This window comes from Salmonella sp. 32031103-2018-00083-FB-01-SM-01 (genome assembly GCF_017571995.1).
Taxonomy (GTDB): Bacteria; Pseudomonadota; Gammaproteobacteria; order Enterobacterales; family Enterobacteriaceae; genus Salmonella; species Salmonella enterica.
Genome location: NZ_JAGEQL010000001.1, coordinates 195,024 through 212,032, shown reverse-complemented (window position 1 = coordinate 212,032; position 17,009 = coordinate 195,024). Strand labels below are relative to the sequence as shown.

The following is a 17,009-nucleotide window of genomic DNA, read 5'->3' as shown; positions in this document are numbered from 1 at the left end:
AACTAATTCGGATGCTCACAAAATGGGGCTAAAAATTGAAACAGTGTTCGCGAAGAATACGACGTCCCGTGATAGGCGCGTATGGGAATAATCGGCATTAGCGCGTTGCAGATGATAACCTCATCCGCCTGCCTGACTGCCTCCTCTCTCGCCTGTACTTCAAGAACCTGGAAAGGAGATTGCGCCAGTTGGCGTAAACAAAATTGTCGCATAATGCCGTTCACCCCGGCCTGATCCAGACGCGGCGTAAAAACAATGTCGCCTGTACGCCAGAACAAATTAGCCGCACAGCATTCCGTAACCCATCCCTCGCTGTCAAGAACCAGCGCCTCATCGGCGTCCGTCTGCTCAAGATGAGAGCGAATCAACACCTGTTCGAGGCGGTTCAGATGTTTTAATCCGGCAAGATAAGGATTGCGCCCAAGCGGTATGGGACTAAGGGTAAGAGTGATGCCCTCGTCTTTCCAGCGGGCGTAGTGGGCAGGATAAGGCGACACGCTAAGAATCCGTGTGGGTAATTGACAACTGGCGGCGCTGTAACCGCGTCCGCCTGCGCCGCGGGTAATCATCACTTTCAGCACGCCTTCCCGATGCGGTTGTGCCAGGCAGCGCATCTCTTTTACTAATACATCCCAATCGTTAAAGGGGATCGCCAAACGAGAGCACGTTTCTTCCAGGCGAGCCAGATGACGGGAAAACAAGGCAATCTCCCCCGCCGCGATCCGCGCAGTGGTAAAGCAACCGTCTCCGAACTGCACCCCCCGGTCATTCACCGCGAGTCGTTCAGTGGATTGGCCGTTAATCAGATACATTCATCCTCCAGATAACCGCCCATCAGAGTGTCAGGGGAATGGCCTGCGCGCAAGGACTTTGCCAGCAAGATAACACGTTATTTTTCAGGTTTTCCTTATTTTAATAAGAAAAGGCATATTTATGTCAACCATAACAAATAAATTATAGCAATAATATTAATCACAGCATCTTAAATGACGAAATTGATTTATTGAGCGAATATATTTAGTAAAACAAAAAACATTAATTAGATATTATTTATAGTCATAACTTTCACATATGGTCAAAATGTAATTGGGTATCGTCTGACGTTACCCTATCATATTTAATACTGTAATTAGAAAGTCATAATTAATATATTTATTACTCAAAGCCTATTTATCGTGCGCTGAGTAATATCTACGTATCGAGTCGACCATGAAAGGACATTTTTAATGAAAGGAAAATTTGCCGCTGCCGTATTATTCACCGCAATGGGGCTTGCTTCGACTGCAATGGCTCAGGATGGCCAGGTTAATTTTACCGGCAAAATCATCGAAGCAGGTTGCAAAATTAACGGCAGTGTTACCAGCTCTCAGGATGTCAAGCTGGGCGAGGTCTCTAAAACAGCGTTTACCGCCGCTGGCTCAACGGCAGCAACCACCAAGTTTTCATTGGTATTAACCGCCTGCCCTGCAGATCTGCTGGGGAAACCGGTTTCCGTAAAATATGACGGTATGCCGGACACCCTGAATAACGACTATCTGCAAATTACCGGTTACGGTACTACCGGCGTCGCTAAAGGTGTCGCTATCCAGTTGTTGAATAGCGATACCAGCGAACTGCCGCTGGGTACTGAGTCTAAATCCGTTACCATTGCCTCCGATGCGGCAGAAGAAACGAACCTCGACTTTTTCGCCCGTTATATCGCGACAGAAGATAGCGTATCAGGCGGCGATGCCAACGGCGTCGTTAACTTTACCCTGACCTACAACTAATCGCGCGGAATTTATTCTCTCGTTTTAGTAAACCAATAAAGCCGGATGGACCCGGCTTTGCTTTGGAGATACTCCATGAATAAATATAGTTTACTCACTGCCGCCACGCTTATATTCACTACGGCAACCGTACAGGCCGGTGTTATTATCGGCGGAACCCGTATTATTTATAACGGCGATAAAAAAGAAACGTCGATTAGCGTTAAAAATCCGGACCAATCTTCTTATCTCATTCAGTCATGGAGTGACGCCGGGGAAAAAAGCAGCGATAAATCGCCGTTTATGGTCACGCCGCCGCTTTTTCGTTTAGGCGCAGGGCAGGAAAATAATCTGCGAATTCTCCGTACTGGCGGCAATTTGCCGGAAGATCGTGAGTCCCTCTACTGGATGAATATTAAGTCGATCCCATCGACGGCAGAAAAGCAGGATAACGTTAACACTCTGCAAATTGCGGTGAAAACCCGCATTAAATTAATTTACCGTCCGCAGGCGTTGACGGAGCAACCGGAAAACGTCACCGCGAAGCTGACCTGGCAGCACAGCGGTAACCGTCTTACCGTGACCAATCCCACAGCCTACTACATGAACTTCAGCACGGTGAAGATAGGAACCAGCACCGTGAAAGACGCTACCTATGTCGCGCCGATGAGTTCCGCCAGCTTTACCGCGCCCGCCGAAGCCAGCGGCGACGTAACCTGGACACTTATTAACGATTTCGGCTCTATCGGGTCTGAACACCACACACGCCTGTAAGACCACACCGAAAGGATATCGGGATGAATGCAGACGCATACAAAAAAATAATGACGCTCAGTCGAATCGCCTGCTTTATCGCCCTGCAGTGCGCACTGCCAGCCGGTAACACTGCGTTTGCCCGCGAATATTTTAACCCAGCGCTGCTGGGGATCGACGGGCCGGGAAAAGAGCTTACCGATCTTTCCGCTTTTGAAGAAGGCATCGGCCAAATGCCTGGCACCTATCGCGTTGACGTCATTGTGAATAAATCGTCCGCTGGCGTGCATGACGTTAATTTTGTTATGCAAAAAGATACGGCAGGCAACACCACTCTGCAGCCCTGCTTCAGCGTTGACTCGCTGCGCGAGTTCGGTATTCGTACCGACGCGTTTCCAAATCTTGCTGGTCACGGCGACTGCGCTAACCTGGCGGCGATCCCGCAGGCCAGCGCCGAGTTCGCCTTTGAACGCCAGCAGCTACGGCTGTCTATTCCGCAGGCCGCCGTAGACAGCCATGCCCGCGGCTACGTCGCCCCGGAACGGCTCGATGAGGGCATTAACGCCCTGCTGCTCAACTATAGCTTTTCCGGCGCCAACACCGAAGCGCGCCGCGGCGATATGACCGACTCCGACAGCTATTATCTGAGCCTGCGTCCGGGCCTGAATATTGGCCCCTGGCGCATTCGCAACTACAGCACCTGGAATCGCAACGTCAACGGCGATAGCGCCAATGAAAGCTGGGATTCGCTCTACACCTACGCCCAACGCAATATTATCGCGCTGAAAAGTCAGCTAACATTCGGCGACAGCACCGCGCCCTCCGAGCTGTTTGATAGTGTGCCGTTCCGCGGCGCACAGCTGGCCTCCGACGATGATATGTTGCCCGATAGCCTGCGTGGCTACGCGCCGGTGGTGCGCGGCATCGCCCGTACTAACGCGCAGGTAATTATCAAACAGAATGGTTACACCATTTATCAAAGCTATGTTTCGCCGGGCGCATTTGAGATTACCGATATGTACCCAACCGGCAGCAGCGGCGATCTTGACGTCACAATTAAAGAGGCCGACGGTAGCGAACAGCATCAGACGGTGGCCTTCGCCTCTCTGCCTATTCTGCAGCGCGAAGGGCGGCTGAAGTACAGCGTGACCAGCGGCCAGTATCGCCCCTATGAGAGCGATATTGACAAAAAAATGTTTACCCAGGCCACCTTGATTTATGGCCTGCCAGCCGGGTTTACGGTATATAGCGGGGGCCAGTTCTCACAGCACTACAAGTCCCTGCTCACCGGGCTTGGAAAAAACCTCGGCGAGTTGGGTGCCGTCTCGGTGGATGGCACTCAGGCATGGTCAACGCAAAAAGATCAGGATAAAGAGAGCGGCCAGTCCTGGCGCATCCGTTACAGTAAAAATATTCTCGAAACCGGCACCAATATATCCATTTCCGGTTATAGGTATTCAACATCAGGTTATTACACTCTCCCGGAAGTACTGGATACCTGGCGTGACGACGAGTCGCAAAATAATAACGACCGCCGCCGCAACCGTGCTGAACTTCAGCTTAACCAGAGTATCGGTGAGAACCTGGGGTCACTGTCGCTCAATGCTATTAGCGAAGATTACTGGAACAGTGACCGGAAGATGCGCTCTCTCGGTGTGGGTTACAGTAATAGCTGGGGCGGCGTGACGTACAACATCAATTACAGCTATAACCGCAATACCACCGACAGTGACAATAGCGACAAAATCTACGATGAAGATCAGGTCTTCTCACTGAGCATAAACATCCCGCTCGACCGCTGGTTAAGTCACAGTTACGCCACCTACAACCTGAATACCAGCAAACGGGGCAATACCAACCATACCGTCGGGCTAAACGGGTCAGCATTAGAAGACAATAACCTGAACTGGAGTCTCCAGCAGAGCGAAACGAATCACGGCGAAGGGAATGGCGGTTACGCCAGCCTCGATTATCAGGGGGCCTACGCACGAATGAATGGTGCCTACAGCTATGACAACGACCAGAAACGCGTTAACTACGGCATGGAAGGCGGCATTGTCGCGCACGCGCATGGTGTCACGCTCAGCCAGTCGTTGGGCGAAACCTCAGCACTGGTAGAAGCCCCCGGGGCGAATGGTGTTACGATAAGCAACCAGACGGGTGTAAAAACCGACTTCCGCGGTTACACCGTGGTGCCTTACGTAACGCCGTACCGTGAAACCGCCGTCTCACTGGATACCGAAACGCTGCCTGATGGTGCTGACGTCGACCTGACCAGCCAGATGATTACTCCCACGCGCGGCGCAATTGTACGCGCACATTTTGATACCCGTATCGGTAAAAGGGTACTCATGAATTTGTCGCGTACCCCTACGGGGATGGTGCCATTTGGGGCGCTGGCAACGATAGAAGGTCAACCTGCGGATAAGAGCTTCATCGTGGGTGACCACGGGCAAGTCTATCTTACCGGTGCGCCCGAACGCGGAACCTTAAAGGTAACGTGGGGCCGTACAGCGAATGACACCTGTCACGTAACATTCAATTTAACAGAATTGAATGCGACTGATGGTGTGATGGAAACGCAAGAATCTTGTCGTTAATAACGATGACCATAATCGTCATAAGGAAAACGTATTCGTGAAAAAAACAGTCGGCCTTGCGTTGTTAATATCTGTGTGCCCGTTGATAACGTCCGTTGATGCTCTTGCAGGTATCATAAATACAAGCAGTGCGAATACATCAACTTTACCTTATAAATTCAGCTCCTTTACTATGCCGAGTTCGGCCGGAGGGACAACCTGGTTTGACGACTGGGGGGAACACTGGAAATTGCCAATAATAGCTAGCAGCCAAAAAGGTTATATTGATTTTACTGTGAATGGCGAACCGACAGGGGGAACGACTACTAATGACGCAACGGTGTATAAAACCAATAACCCGGGTGTAGGCATTGCCTATCAAATGACTTACACCCCAGCGGGCGTAGTAACCCCGGATAAAGATTATACGGCTCCATTTCGTTTAGACGTCGATAGTAATGTCAACGCATCCGGCGACCTGATTATTCGCTACATGCTGGTGCGTTTAACGGATGAACTACCGGCGGGCCCCATTACTGAGGTGCCAAGCGTTACTGTTTCTTATCATAACCCAGCGGATAGCGGGTATGGAGATGTGACTTTCGTGGCCCGTTCTGGTGTGGCTAGTCAGCCAAAGTATACGGCTTGTGGAATTAACGCACCAACAGAAATTAAACTCAACCCACTTTATGGGAATAGCCTAAAAACGGGCGCACAAAATAGTATTCAGGCGCCGACGATAACGCTCACAAACTGCCCGGGGGCCATCAATGGTATCTCTTATAATTTTTCCGCAGTCTATGGAGCCCACGACGAGGCCAATGGGGTTCTTAATACTGTGACGGGTGATACTTACGCGAAAAATGTTTATGTGCAGATACAGAATACCGATGGTACGCCTCATACAATTAATTCAGCGATCGCGCTCCAGAATTATAACGGCTCCGGGGATTATGTGTTGCCTGACTTTAAAGTGTCTTATTTTATAGATGATGCTGAAAGCGTAACTGCGGGTAATGTCAAAACAGCCATTGAGCTTAAAGTTACTTACAACTAATAGGGATTATATATGATTGTTACAAACAGGAAAAAGACAGTGGCATTCATCATTGCGCTTGGTTGGTTATTTTCCTCATCCAGTCAGGCTGTCAATATTGATATTAGCGGTACCGTTATCGCCTCACCTTGTGTGGTTAACGGCGGCGATGAGTCTCTCGCTATTAATCTGGGGACCGGGATTCAGGCCAATACTCTGGAAACAAGTGGCAGCACTACCCCATGGGTTGAAAAGACATTGACGCTCACCGATTGCCCGGCCTCCACCACCTCATTTAGCGTAGCCTTTGCTGGCACCGCCGACACGGATACAGACTTCTACAAAAATACCGGCACTGCCACCAACCTGAAGCTTGAGTTAACGGATGACAAAAGCGAGCACGCCTATAAAAATGGCGCTGCTCTGAAGGACATCGCAATCCCATCCGACACGCATGCCTATGACCTGAAACTGCGCTCCCGTGCAGTGGCAACAGGCCTCGTGATGCCAGGCACCATCGAGGGCCAAGTACAGGCAACCTTCACCTACCAGTAATCCAGGACGGGACAATGGCGCAACAGATAAATAAACTGCTCCCCACGTTGGCCTGTCTATGGGCGGTAAGCAGTATTTATTCCGTGCAGGCAACCGATATTAACCTGAGCGGTATAGTAATTGCTTCTGCCTGCATCGTGGATACGGGCACAAAGGAACAGACGGTCACGTTCCAGCAGGCACGCGCCGTTGATTACCTTAAGGTGGGCGATACCAGTGAGTGGCAGGATTTTGAACTGACCCTCTCCTCCTGCCCGCCATCAACTACTCAGGTGACTGCCCTGTTCAGCGGTGATGCCGACACTGACGATGCCACCAAATTCGCTAACAGCCAGGGCAGCGCTACCGGTATGGCACTGGAAATTATGACCCGCGATCATCAGACGGAAATCTCACCGGCGGATACGCTGGCCGTGAAAGTGAACGGCAATGACCACCGGGCCGTTTTCCCGCTCTCTGCGCGCATGTACACACCGACGGGTCGCGTAACGCCAGGGGAATTCAAGACTGTCGTTCAACTGAACTTTACGTACCAGTAGCCTTCAGATCAAGAATACATAAAAAAGCGGAGCGCCAGGCGCTCCGCTTTTTTATTCATAACAGTACTGACTAGATACGTTTGAAAATCAACGAACCGTTAGTACCGCCAAAGCCAAAGGAGTTACACAGAGCGTACTCCAGATCGCTGACCTGGCGCGCTTCATGCGGCACGAAGTCCAGATCGCAACCTTCATCCGGGTTATCCAGATTAATGGTTGGCGGAATGGCCTGATCGCGCAGCGCCAGAATAGAGAAAATAGACTCTACTGCGCCTGCGGCGCCCAACAGATGGCCGGTCATCGATTTGGTCGAGCTCACCATCACTCGGCTTGCGGCATCGCCAAAGACTGACTTAACCGCCTGCGTCTCAGCTTTGTCGCCGGCAGGCGTCGACGTGCCGTGTGCGTTGACGTAGCCAATCTGAGCAGGCTCAATCGCGGCATCACGCAACGCGTTAACCATCGCCAGCGCAGCGCCTGCGCCATTTTCCGGCGGCGACGTCATATGGTAAGCATCGCTGCTCATACCAAAGCCGACGATTTCAGCATAGATTTTCGCACCACGCGCTTTTGCATGTTCGTACTCTTCAAGCACCAACATACCGGCACCGTCGCCCAGTACAAAACCATCGCGTTCTTTATCCCACGGACGGCTCGCCGCCTGTGGGTTATCGTTGCGGGTCGACAGCGCGCGCGCTGCGCCAAAACCACCTACGCCCAGCGGCGTACTGGCTTTTTCTGCGCCACCTGCCACCATCGCGTCCGCATCGCCATAGGCGATGATACGCGCGGCATGGCCGATGTTATGCACGCCTGAAGTACAGGCAGTCGCAATAGAGATGCTTGGCCCACGCAGGCCATACATGATAGTCAGATGGCCTGCTACCATGTTAACAATCGTCGACGGGACAAAGAACGGGCTAATCTTACGCGGTCCGCCTTTTACCAGCGAACTGTGGTTTTCTTCGATCAGACCGAGACCACCGATACCGGAGCCGATAGCGGCGCCAATACGGCTTGCGTTCTCTTCCGTCACTTCAAGGCCAGAATCCTGCATGGCCTGTACGCCAGCGACAATTCCATATTGAATGAAGGCATCCATCTTGCGCTGTTCTTTGCGCGAGATAATGTCATCACAGTTAAAATCCTTTACTAAGCCAGCAAATTTCGTTGCATAGGCGCTAGTATCGAAATGGTCGATCAGGCTGATGCCACTCTGACCGGCAAGGAGAGCTTTCCAGGTAGACTCTACGGTATTGCCGACAGGAGACAACATGCCCAGTCCGGTCACAACTACACGACGCTTAGACACGGTTGTCCTCCAGGGAGGGAAAATGATTCTAGTGGGACAAAAAGATAAAACTCAGGCGGTCGAATGACCGCCTGGAGATGTTCACTTACGCCTGGTGGCCGTTGATGTAATCAATGGCAGCCTGAACGGTGGTGATTTTCTCAGCTTCTTCGTCCGGAATCTCAGTATCAAACTCTTCTTCCAGAGCCATTACCAGCTCAACGGTGTCAAGAGAATCTGCGCCCAGGTCTTCAACGAAAGAAGCATTGTTGGTTACTTCTTCCTGCTTAACGCCCAGCTGTTCGCCGATAATTTTCTTAACGCGTTCTTCGATAGTGCTCATACTCTTAAATTTCCTATCAAAACTCGCTTTCGCGATGGTTTTCGTAGTGTATAAAATGTTGAAAAATTTGCAACTAAATCCCGGCAGGTCTTACCACGATTTTACGTTATTTTGCGGCCTTTCGCCCTAATAACGCAAATATTTTTCAATCGTGATTAAACCATGTACATTCCGCCGTTGACGTGCAGAGTCTCACCAGTGATGTAACTCGCTTCGTCAGAAGCTAAAAATGCAACCGCACTGGCGATTTCCTGAGCGCCGCCGAGGCGACCCGCAGGCACCTGCGCCAGGATACCCGCACGCTGATCGTCAGACAGCGCACGCGTCATGTCCGTTTCAATAAAACCCGGAGCCACAACATTGACAGTAATACCACGGGACGCAACTTCACGCGCCAGTGATTTACTGAAACCGATCAGGCCCGCTTTCGCCGCAGCGTAGTTTGCCTGACCTGCATTTCCCATGGTACCAACCACAGAACCAATAGTGATAATGCGACCACAACGCTTTTTCATCATAGCGCGCATTACCGCTTTTGACAGGCGGAAAACGGATGATAAATTGGTTTCGATAATATCGTTCCACTCATCATCTTTCATTCGCATCAACAGATTATCACGAGTGATACCGGCATTATTAACCAGGATATCCACTTCACCAAATTCTGCGCGAATATTTTCCAGAACAGATTCAATAGATGCAGGATCGGTCACATTCAACATCAAACCTTTCCCGTTAGCACCTAAATAGTCGCTAATGTTCTTCGCACCATTTTCACTGGTCGCAGTCCCGATAACTTTCGCGCCGCGGGCAACGAGAGTCTCTGCAATTGCGCGGCCTATGCCACGGCTTGCACCAGTCACCAGCGCAATCTTTCCTTCAAAGCTCATGGTTTTCCTCTTTTATTGCGTAAGTGCCGCAGACAGCGCCGCCGGCTCGTTCAGCGCCGACGCTGTCAGGGTGTCGACAATACGTTTCGTCAGACCAGTGAGGACTTTACCTGGACCCACTTCATAAAGATGTTCAACGCCCTGCGCCGCGATAAATTCCACGCTCTTCGTCCACTGTACCGGATTGTACAACTGGCGAACCAGCGCATCGCGGATAGCGGCGGCATCGGTTTCACATTTCACGTCAACGTTGTTTACTACCGGCACCGTTGGCGCGTTAAAGGTAATTTTGGCTAATTCAACCGCCAGCTTATCTGCCGCTGGTTTCATCAGCGCGCAGTGCGACGGTACGCTCACCGGCAGCGGCAGCGCGCGTTTCGCGCCAGCGGCTTTACAGGCTGCGCCCGCGCGTTCTACCGCCTCTTTATGCCCGGCGATAACCACCTGTCCCGGCGAGTTAAAGTTAACCGGCGAAACAACCTGCCCTTCGGCAGATTCTTCACAGGCTTTAGCAATAGAGGCATCATCCAGCCCGATGATCGCAGACATGCCGCCAGTACCTTCCGGAACCGCTTCCTGCATGAATTTACCACGCATTTCCACCAGACGAACGGCATCAGCAAAGTTGATGACGCCAGCGCAAACCAGCGCGGAATATTCGCCCAGGCTGTGACCTGCCATTAACGCAGGCATTTTACCGCCCTGCTGCTGCCAAACGCGCCAAAGCGCGACGGAAGCGGTTAATAACGCCGGCTGCGTCTGCCAGGTTTTATTCAGTTCTTCCGCTGGACCTTGCTGGGTGAGCGCCCACAGATCATATCCCAGAGCCGCAGAAGCTTCAGCAAACGTTTCTTCTACGATAGGGTAATTTGCCGCCATCTCGGCCAACATCCCAACGCTCTGAGAACCCTGACCGGGGAACACAAATGCAAATTGCGTCATGTTTAAATCCTTATACTAGAAACGAATCAGCGCGGAGCCCCAGGTGAATCCACCCCCGAAGGCTTCAAGCAATACCAGCTGACCGGCTTTAATTCGCCCGTCACGCACGGCTTCATCCAGCGCGCACGGCACAGAAGCCGCGGAGGTATTGCCGTGCCTGTCCAGCGTGACGACGACATTGTCCATCGACATGCCGAGTTTTTTCGCTGTCGCGCTAATGATACGCAGGTTAGCCTGATGCGGCACCAGCCAATCGAGTTCTGAGCGATCCAGGTTATTAGCCGCCAGCGTCTCATCGACAATATGCGCCAGTTCAGTGACCGCCACTTTAAAGACTTCATTGCCCGCCATCGTCAGGTAAATCGGGTTATCCGGATTTACGCGATCGGCATTCGGCAGGGTCAGTAATTCACCGTAACGGCCATCGGCATGAAGATGAGTGGAGATAATACCCGGTTCTTCAGAAGCGCTCAGTACGGCCGCGCCTGCGCCATCGCCGAAAATAATGATCGTACCGCGATCGCCAGGATCGCAAGTGCGGGCTAATACATCGGAACCGACCACCAGCGCGTGTTTAACCGCGCCGGATTTAACGTACTGGTCGGCGATGCTTAACGCGTAGGTGAAACCTGCGCACGCTGCCGCGACATCAAACGCCGGGCAACCTTTAATACCGAGCATACTTTGAATCTGACATGCCGCGCTTGGAAATGCATGCGTTGCTGATGTGGTAGCCACCACAATCAAGCCAATTTGGTCTTTATCGATCCCCGCCATCTCAATCGCGCGATTCGCAGCGGTAAAGCCCATCGTCGCGACAGTTTCATTCGGCGCGGCGATATGGCGTTCACGAATACCTGTACGAGTGACAATCCACTCGTCAGAGGTCTCAACCATTTTTTCCAGATCGGCGTTAGTCCGCACTTGTTCGGGCAGATAGCTGCCAGTACCAATAATCTTCGTATACATGTACGCTCAGTCACTTTTCGGTTATATACCGTTACCTGTAAACGTCTGGCACGCTGGCGGCGCCGGGGAGACAGCGATATTATCTGTGCGCCCTCAGGTTTACGCCTTTGCCATCGTCCAGCGGTTCAAATCCGGCTGGGTATACAGATTCCAGGCGAGCGGCAATTCGCTGAGGAACTTGTCGCTGCACCGCCTGCACTGCCTGTTCAATCGCGACTGCAAATGCTCGCTGATTGGCCGCACCATGACTTTTTATCACCGTGCCGCGCAATCCTAACAGACAGGCGCCATTATACTGGTCGGGGTTGAGGTGACTGAATCGCCTCGTCAGGCTTTTTTGCAACCAACGTTTTAATAACAGCAGCCACCACGACCGTTTTTTCCCTTCGCCCTGTGATTTCAGCAGTGAAAGGAACATTCTGACAACCCCCTCCATCGTTTTAAGTGTGACATTGCCTGTAAAGCCGTCACACACCAGTACATCGGTTTTTCCCGTCAGTAACTCATTCGCCTCAAGGTAGCCGATGTAATTGATGGTTGGAACTGTTTTTAACATTAAAGAGGCTTCGCGAATACTGTCGAGGCCTTTGGTTTCTTCTTCCCCGATATTGAGTAGCGCCACGCGGGGATTTTTGATCCCGACGACCTCTTCCGCCAAAACGGCGCCCATCACGGCAAACTGCACCAGCATGGTACTGTCGCAGTCGACGTTGGCCCCCAAATCAAGCACTACCGTTTTGCCCTTTTGCTGGTGCGGTAATACCGTCACCAACGCCGGACGCTCAATCCCCTCAAGAGGCTTGAGCAATAATTTCGCCAGCCCCATCAGCGCCCCGGTATTACCAGCGCTAACGCAAGCTTCGGCTCGGCCTTCTTTCACAAGCTCCAGGGCCACACGCATGGATGTCCCGCGACTGGCGCGGATCGCCTGCGAAGGCCGGGCATCACTGGCAATAACTGACTGTGCAGGGATAATCTGCAGACGCGAACGTTGTTCAAAGTCAGCTTTGGCAAGTAATGGCGTGATAATATCGGGATTCCCGACTAAAAGAAGAGTGAGCTGCGAATTAGCGTTCAGTGCCTGCAATGCTGCAGGCACCGTCACGGAAGGACCAAAATCGCCCCCCATGACATCTAACGCCAGGGTTAGACGTGTCAAGGTATCGTCGCTGCCTGGTTCGGTGTTCTCCGCTTACGCGGAGAAATCCTCACTAAGCTTTATCACGCTTGTACTCTTCGGCTTTTACACCACAGGCACGCCTGTGATGCAAAAGGCATCGAGTATCGCGCGATTACTTAGCGATGACCTTACGGCCGCGGTAGTAACCGTCGGCAGTGATGTGGTGACGCAGGTGTTTTTCACCAGAAGTTTTGTCTACAGACAGGCTGGTGACTGCGGTCAGAGCGTCATGGGAACGACGCATGCCACGTTTGGAACGGGTTGGTTTATTCTGTTGTACGGCCATGGACCTTACTCCTCAATTACGGTTTATCCCTGCGTCCGCGGGGAAGACCTATTACTTACGCTTTAAGCTGGCTAATACGGCAAATGGGTTTGGCTTTTGCGCTTCATCAGGCAGTTCGCCAAAGACCATGTCCGCCTCGGACACTTCACAGTGTTCAGAATCATGCACCGGAACTACCGGCAAGGCGAGGATGATTTCATCTTCAACCGTCGCCAGCAGATCGATTTCGCCGAATTCGTTTACCTCAATCGGCTCATACGCTTCCGGCAGTGCTTCAGCCTGCTCGTCGGAACGGACAGGGCTAAAACAATACGTTGTGTGAACCTGATGGGTAAACGGTTTCCCGCAACGCTGGCATTCGAGCGACACCGTAACGACCGCATCGCCGGTCAAAACGGCGAGACGCTGGTTATCGATAGCGAACGACATGGAGCATTCCACATCACTGTCCACACTGACTACAGATTCGGCAACGCGCTCAACCTGATCGGGGGTATAGATACCCTGGTAATCAAGGCGTTTTTGAGCGGTACGAACCGGATCAAGAGTCAGGGGTAATTTTACCTTTTGCATAGGGCGCGCATATTAACTTCGTAACGTCATATAGTCAAAGAAAAAGGCAGCCTGCGGTTGCCTTTTGCCAATAATTCGCACACATTGCGGGTTACAGACTTATTTTCGCTCAAGACGAGTCAGTATGACAGGCTTGAAGACCGAAGAGCATAGTTTAAGATGGCTCTCATCATTACGCTATATCTGAGGGAAAAAATATGCCCCGTCTCATCCTTGCGTCTACCTCTCCCTGGCGTCGCGCGCTGCTGGAAAAGCTGACGATTCCTTTCGAATGCGCCGCGCCGGATGTTGATGAAACCCCCATGCCGGGCGAAGCGCCGCGTCAGTTGGTGCTGCGGCTGGCGCAGGCTAAGGCGCAATCGCTCGCCGCGCGTTTCCCGAATCATTTGATTATTGGCTCCGACCAAATTTGTGTTCTGGACGGCGAAATCACCGGCAAACCGCTGACGGAAGAAAAAGCGCGTCAGCAATTAGCCAAAGCCAGCGGAAATATTGTGACGTTTTATACCGGACTGGCACTGTATAACTCCGCCTCCGGGCACTTACAAACCGAAGTGGAGCCTTTTGACGTTCATTTTCGCCATTTAAGCGAAGCGGAAATAGACGACTATGTCCGTAAAGAGCATCCGCTGCACTGCGCGGGAAGTTTTAAAAGCGAAGGTTTAGGCATTGCATTATTTGAGCGCCTGGAGGGTCGCGATCCGAACACGCTGATCGGCTTGCCGCTTATTGCTCTGTGCCAGATGCTGCGACGGGAAGGCTTCAACCCGCTACTGCAGTAAACGGATATTCTGTAGGCTTTTCAAATACCGCTAAAAGCCGTTTCTGCACGTGTTGGTAGTTATCTCCCGTTTATTGGGGAGCAGTTTCGACCGCTTCCAGTTCTAACCAACTGGAAAGCGCTTGTTGTGAACAATTTAGCGCCTGCCGATCTTCACTCTCTTCGTGCGGGCCCGTTTCTTGGTCAATCCATTCACCGACCAGAAAAAAAGCATTGGCATTACGAACCGATGTACGGTGCGTTTTATCCCATAGGGTATCAACAGCGGTATACGTGCGCGTTAATGAATTCCCCATCTCAGTTCAGTTTTGTAAAAACACATGTTCTCAATACTCGCCTGACGCGCTCTACGGCGTCAAAAGCGGCTTACGAACTTCTTCTCGCGAGCAACTCTCAGTACGTTTACTGCCCTGAAACCTTCCCCTTGCGACTCGTTAAATTCCATCTCGCGATGAGTTTACGCCCCCCTAACATTGCTTCACCTCACAACACATTCCTTTAATTAACGCCGTCAGCATCAGCCGCATCTTGTTGACTATGTATAAATTCAACCATCTGCTGAGTAAGATGGTTTATATCATTCTGCGTAATGAAAAAATTAAATTTTTGATCCTGAAAGTGTTCTTTTGCTGCCAGGTCGGCAAAAACCGCTTTTCCATTCGTTTCAAAGCGGACTTTATTTCCCTGTTTTTGCAGAAACTCGCCCATTGCGACCAGTTGGTCGAGCCGCTTTCCGCGCAGAAAATAATAGCGAGTCATCGTCTCATCCAGCGGTGTTACGGTTTTATTCCACGCAGCGTCAAAGACAGGCTTCACATCAGAGGGGAATTTTAAAGCAGAATGTTTTTTTCTGTTTTCACTACTCACATTTTTCAACCGAAGGATAAATCGATTGTTTACGTCGCGAGCCACACGTAGCTCGTTCAGGAAAACCAGATTATCACGCTCAGACTGAATAACACCGGTGATCTTATCCTCCTGGCCGGTCTCATACACCACAGCAAAGATTTGCCCGTAGGCAGCTAATAGTACATCGTAGTCATCGGCGTAATGACCAAAAGCCTGACGTTGGGCTGGCGTCAACTCACAGACGCCCACCACGGGAGACGTAATGATTTGCGTATTCAAATACTCAACGAAAGCCCGTCGTGAACTATCGCCCTTTCCTTCGCAACCGGTCAGCATCGCGATCACGAGCGGCACGATAACGTATTTTCCCCAACGCTGAGTAAATGAGCGCATCCAGCTAGTATTGGCCATCTGTTCGTCCTTAAACACGCTGAAATCCGGATCGCAAGAATAAACAGTACACAACGGTAAAAATGCGTCGGATACAGCAAAACAAAAATATTATGAGAAAAGTGAGATTCGGGCAGATAACCTGCCCGAAAGAGGAACTATTTTGCGTTACGCAGCACCTGCAGACAGCGCTTCAGGGCGTTATCCATTGGCGCTTCAATGCGCATGACTTCGCCCGTTCCCGGATGTGTGAACTTCAGCGCCGCGGCGTGCAGAAAGAGACGTTTAAGACCGGTTCCCGCTTCGGTAAGCTGTTGATCAAACTCACGGTCGCCGTAGCGATCGTCGAACGCAATAGGGTGACCGGCATATTGGGTATGTACGCGAATCTGATGCGTACGGCCCGTGACCGGGCTACAGCGCACCAGCGTGGCGAAGGCATAACGCTCTTCCACCTTGAAGCGCGTTTCTGACGGTTTGCCTTCCTGGCTCACGCGAACAATGCGTTCGCCGCTTTGCAGAATGTTCTTTAATAATGGCGCCTGTACGGTTTTAACGTGCGATTGCCACTGGCCGCGCACCAGCGCCAGATAATCTTTCTGCATTCCCTTTTCGCGCAGTTGCTCATGCAGCGAACGCAGCGCGGAGCGTTTTTTCGCCACCAACAGCACGCCGGAGGTATCGCGGTCAAGACGATGCACCAGTTCCAGGAATCGCGCTTCCGGACGCAACGCCCGCAGCCCTTCGATGACGCCAAAACTTAACCCGCTCCCGCCGTGTACGGCGGTGCCGGAAGGCTTATTCAGCACCAGAATATGGTCGTCTTCATACAAAATGACGTCCGCCAACGCCGCCACTTTTTGCAAATGCGGCGACACGGCCTCTTCTTCGCGTTCAGCAACGCGAACCGGCGGAATGCGGACTTCATCGCCCGCTTCCAGTTTGTATTCCGGTTTAATGCGTTTTTTGTTCACCCGCACCTCGCCTTTACGCAAGATGCGATAAATCATACTTTTTGGTACCCCTTTCAGTTGGGTGCGCAAAAAGTTATCAATGCGTTGCCCCGCTTCGTCAGCGGCGATGGCAACAATTTTTACGGATGGCGTTTCTGTTTTCATGGGGGGCGATTCTAAATAGCCTGTGAGATTCGCGCCACACATTTTTCTATGCTTATAGAGACGTCTACGCCAGTGGATGAACATTTTTCACTGCGGTTTTGCTGGTTATTAAAGCGATTGGCTCACGCTGGTGAAAAAACTGTGAGTAAGCGGGTGATAAATGGTAAAAGTCATCTTGCTATAACAA

The 17,009-nt window shown here is 51.5% G+C and carries 19 protein-coding genes; 7 read left to right on the top strand and 12 right to left on the bottom strand.

Translation table 11 applies throughout. The features are described from left to right. Positions 1-2: 2 nt before the first annotated feature. On the bottom strand, positions 3-812 hold the full coding sequence (pabC, locus tag J4614_RS00990; RefSeq protein ID WP_000280842.1) for an aminodeoxychorismate lyase: 810 nt from the start codon (positions 810-812) through the stop codon (positions 3-5). Between the two features lie 414 nt (positions 813-1,226). On the opposite strand from pabC, the gene J4614_RS00985 reads away from it, so the two are divergent. The 6 genes from J4614_RS00985 to J4614_RS00960 all read left to right on the top strand — a co-directional run bounded on the left by J4614_RS00985 (position 1,227) and on the right by J4614_RS00960 (position 7,210). Further along, a complete protein-coding gene (locus J4614_RS00985) occupies positions 1,227-1,769 on the top strand; it encodes a fimbrial protein (RefSeq protein WP_000676517.1) in 543 nt (180 codons plus the stop codon). 75 nt (positions 1,770-1,844) lie between these two features. Continuing rightward, entirely contained in the window at positions 1,845-2,522 is a 678-nt protein-coding gene (locus tag J4614_RS00980; protein ID WP_208293027.1) for a molecular chaperone, read from the top strand. A 23-nt stretch (positions 2,523-2,545) separates the two neighbouring features. Further along, positions 2,546-5,101 (top strand): fimbria/pilus outer membrane usher protein, encoded by a 2,556-nt coding sequence (locus J4614_RS00975; protein WP_208293026.1) that lies wholly within the window; start codon positions 2,546-2,548, stop codon positions 5,099-5,101. A gap of 37 nt (positions 5,102-5,138) precedes the next feature. Continuing rightward, entirely contained in the window at positions 5,139-6,137 is a 999-nt protein-coding gene (locus J4614_RS00970) for a fimbrial protein (RefSeq protein ID WP_000754357.1), read from the top strand. A 12-nt stretch (positions 6,138-6,149) separates the two neighbouring features. Continuing rightward, positions 6,150-6,671 (top strand): fimbrial protein, encoded by a 522-nt coding sequence (locus J4614_RS00965; protein ID WP_012513009.1) that lies wholly within the window; start codon positions 6,150-6,152, stop codon positions 6,669-6,671. A 14-nt stretch (positions 6,672-6,685) separates the two neighbouring features. Further along, on the top strand, positions 6,686-7,210 hold the full coding sequence (locus tag J4614_RS00960; protein WP_079964510.1) for a fimbrial protein: 525 nt from the start codon (positions 6,686-6,688) through the stop codon (positions 7,208-7,210). 70 nt (positions 7,211-7,280) lie between these two features. Here J4614_RS00960 and fabF read toward each other — a convergent pair whose 3' ends face one another. The 8 genes from fabF to yceD all read right to left on the bottom strand — a co-directional run bounded on the left by fabF (position 7,281) and on the right by yceD (position 13,684). Further along, positions 7,281-8,522, bottom strand: coding sequence for a beta-ketoacyl-ACP synthase II (gene fabF / locus J4614_RS00955; protein ID WP_000044666.1), 1,242 nt, complete (start codon positions 8,520-8,522; stop codon positions 7,281-7,283). Positions 8,523-8,607: 85 nt separating this feature from the next. After that, complete coding sequence (gene acpP, locus J4614_RS00950) at positions 8,608-8,844, bottom strand: acyl carrier protein (protein WP_000103754.1); 237 nt, start codon at positions 8,842-8,844, stop codon at positions 8,608-8,610. Between the two features lie 155 nt (positions 8,845-8,999). Further along, a complete protein-coding gene (gene fabG, locus J4614_RS00945; RefSeq protein ID WP_000007236.1) occupies positions 9,000-9,734 on the bottom strand; it encodes a 3-oxoacyl-ACP reductase FabG in 735 nt (244 codons plus the stop codon). A 12-nt stretch (positions 9,735-9,746) separates the two neighbouring features. Beyond that, positions 9,747-10,676, bottom strand: a complete 930-nt coding sequence (gene fabD, locus J4614_RS00940) for an ACP S-malonyltransferase (RefSeq protein ID WP_001529843.1) — start codon at positions 10,674-10,676, stop codon at positions 9,747-9,749. 15 nt (positions 10,677-10,691) lie between these two features. Then, positions 10,692-11,645, bottom strand: a complete 954-nt coding sequence (gene fabH / locus J4614_RS00935; protein ID WP_000288148.1) for a beta-ketoacyl-ACP synthase III — start codon at positions 11,643-11,645, stop codon at positions 10,692-10,694. A 79-nt stretch (positions 11,646-11,724) separates the two neighbouring features. Beyond that, a complete protein-coding gene (gene plsX / locus J4614_RS00930) occupies positions 11,725-12,804 on the bottom strand; it encodes a phosphate acyltransferase PlsX (protein ID WP_001518286.1) in 1,080 nt (359 codons plus the stop codon). 133 nt (positions 12,805-12,937) lie between these two features. Next, positions 12,938-13,111, bottom strand: coding sequence for a 50S ribosomal protein L32 (gene rpmF / locus J4614_RS00925; RefSeq protein WP_000290727.1), 174 nt, complete (start codon positions 13,109-13,111; stop codon positions 12,938-12,940). A gap of 51 nt (positions 13,112-13,162) precedes the next feature. Further along, the gene (gene yceD / locus J4614_RS00920) at positions 13,163-13,684 is read right to left on the bottom strand and encodes a 23S rRNA accumulation protein YceD (RefSeq protein WP_001174492.1); all 522 of its coding nucleotides are present in this window, start codon (positions 13,682-13,684) and stop codon (positions 13,163-13,165) included. Positions 13,685-13,881: 197 nt separating this feature from the next. Here yceD and J4614_RS00915 point away from each other — a divergent pair, with 197 nt between their 5' ends. Next, positions 13,882-14,466: a nucleoside triphosphate pyrophosphatase gene (locus tag J4614_RS00915; RefSeq protein WP_001137604.1), complete on the top strand. Its 585-nt coding sequence runs from the start codon at positions 13,882-13,884 to the stop codon at positions 14,464-14,466. A gap of 70 nt (positions 14,467-14,536) precedes the next feature. Here the strand turns inward: J4614_RS00915 and J4614_RS00910 are convergent, their stop codons facing one another. From J4614_RS00910 to rluC, 3 genes are all read right to left on the bottom strand, one after another. After that, complete coding sequence (locus J4614_RS00910) at positions 14,537-14,761, bottom strand: hypothetical protein (protein ID WP_000528428.1); 225 nt, start codon at positions 14,759-14,761, stop codon at positions 14,537-14,539. Positions 14,762-14,963: 202 nt separating this feature from the next. Then, positions 14,964-15,707, bottom strand: coding sequence for a DUF3053 domain-containing protein (locus J4614_RS00905; RefSeq protein WP_208293094.1), 744 nt, complete (start codon positions 15,705-15,707; stop codon positions 14,964-14,966). 155 nt (positions 15,708-15,862) lie between these two features. Further along, positions 15,863-16,822, bottom strand: coding sequence for a 23S rRNA pseudouridine(955/2504/2580) synthase RluC (gene rluC, locus J4614_RS00900; protein ID WP_000846319.1), 960 nt, complete (start codon positions 16,820-16,822; stop codon positions 15,863-15,865). Positions 16,823-17,009: the final 187 nt, after the last annotated feature.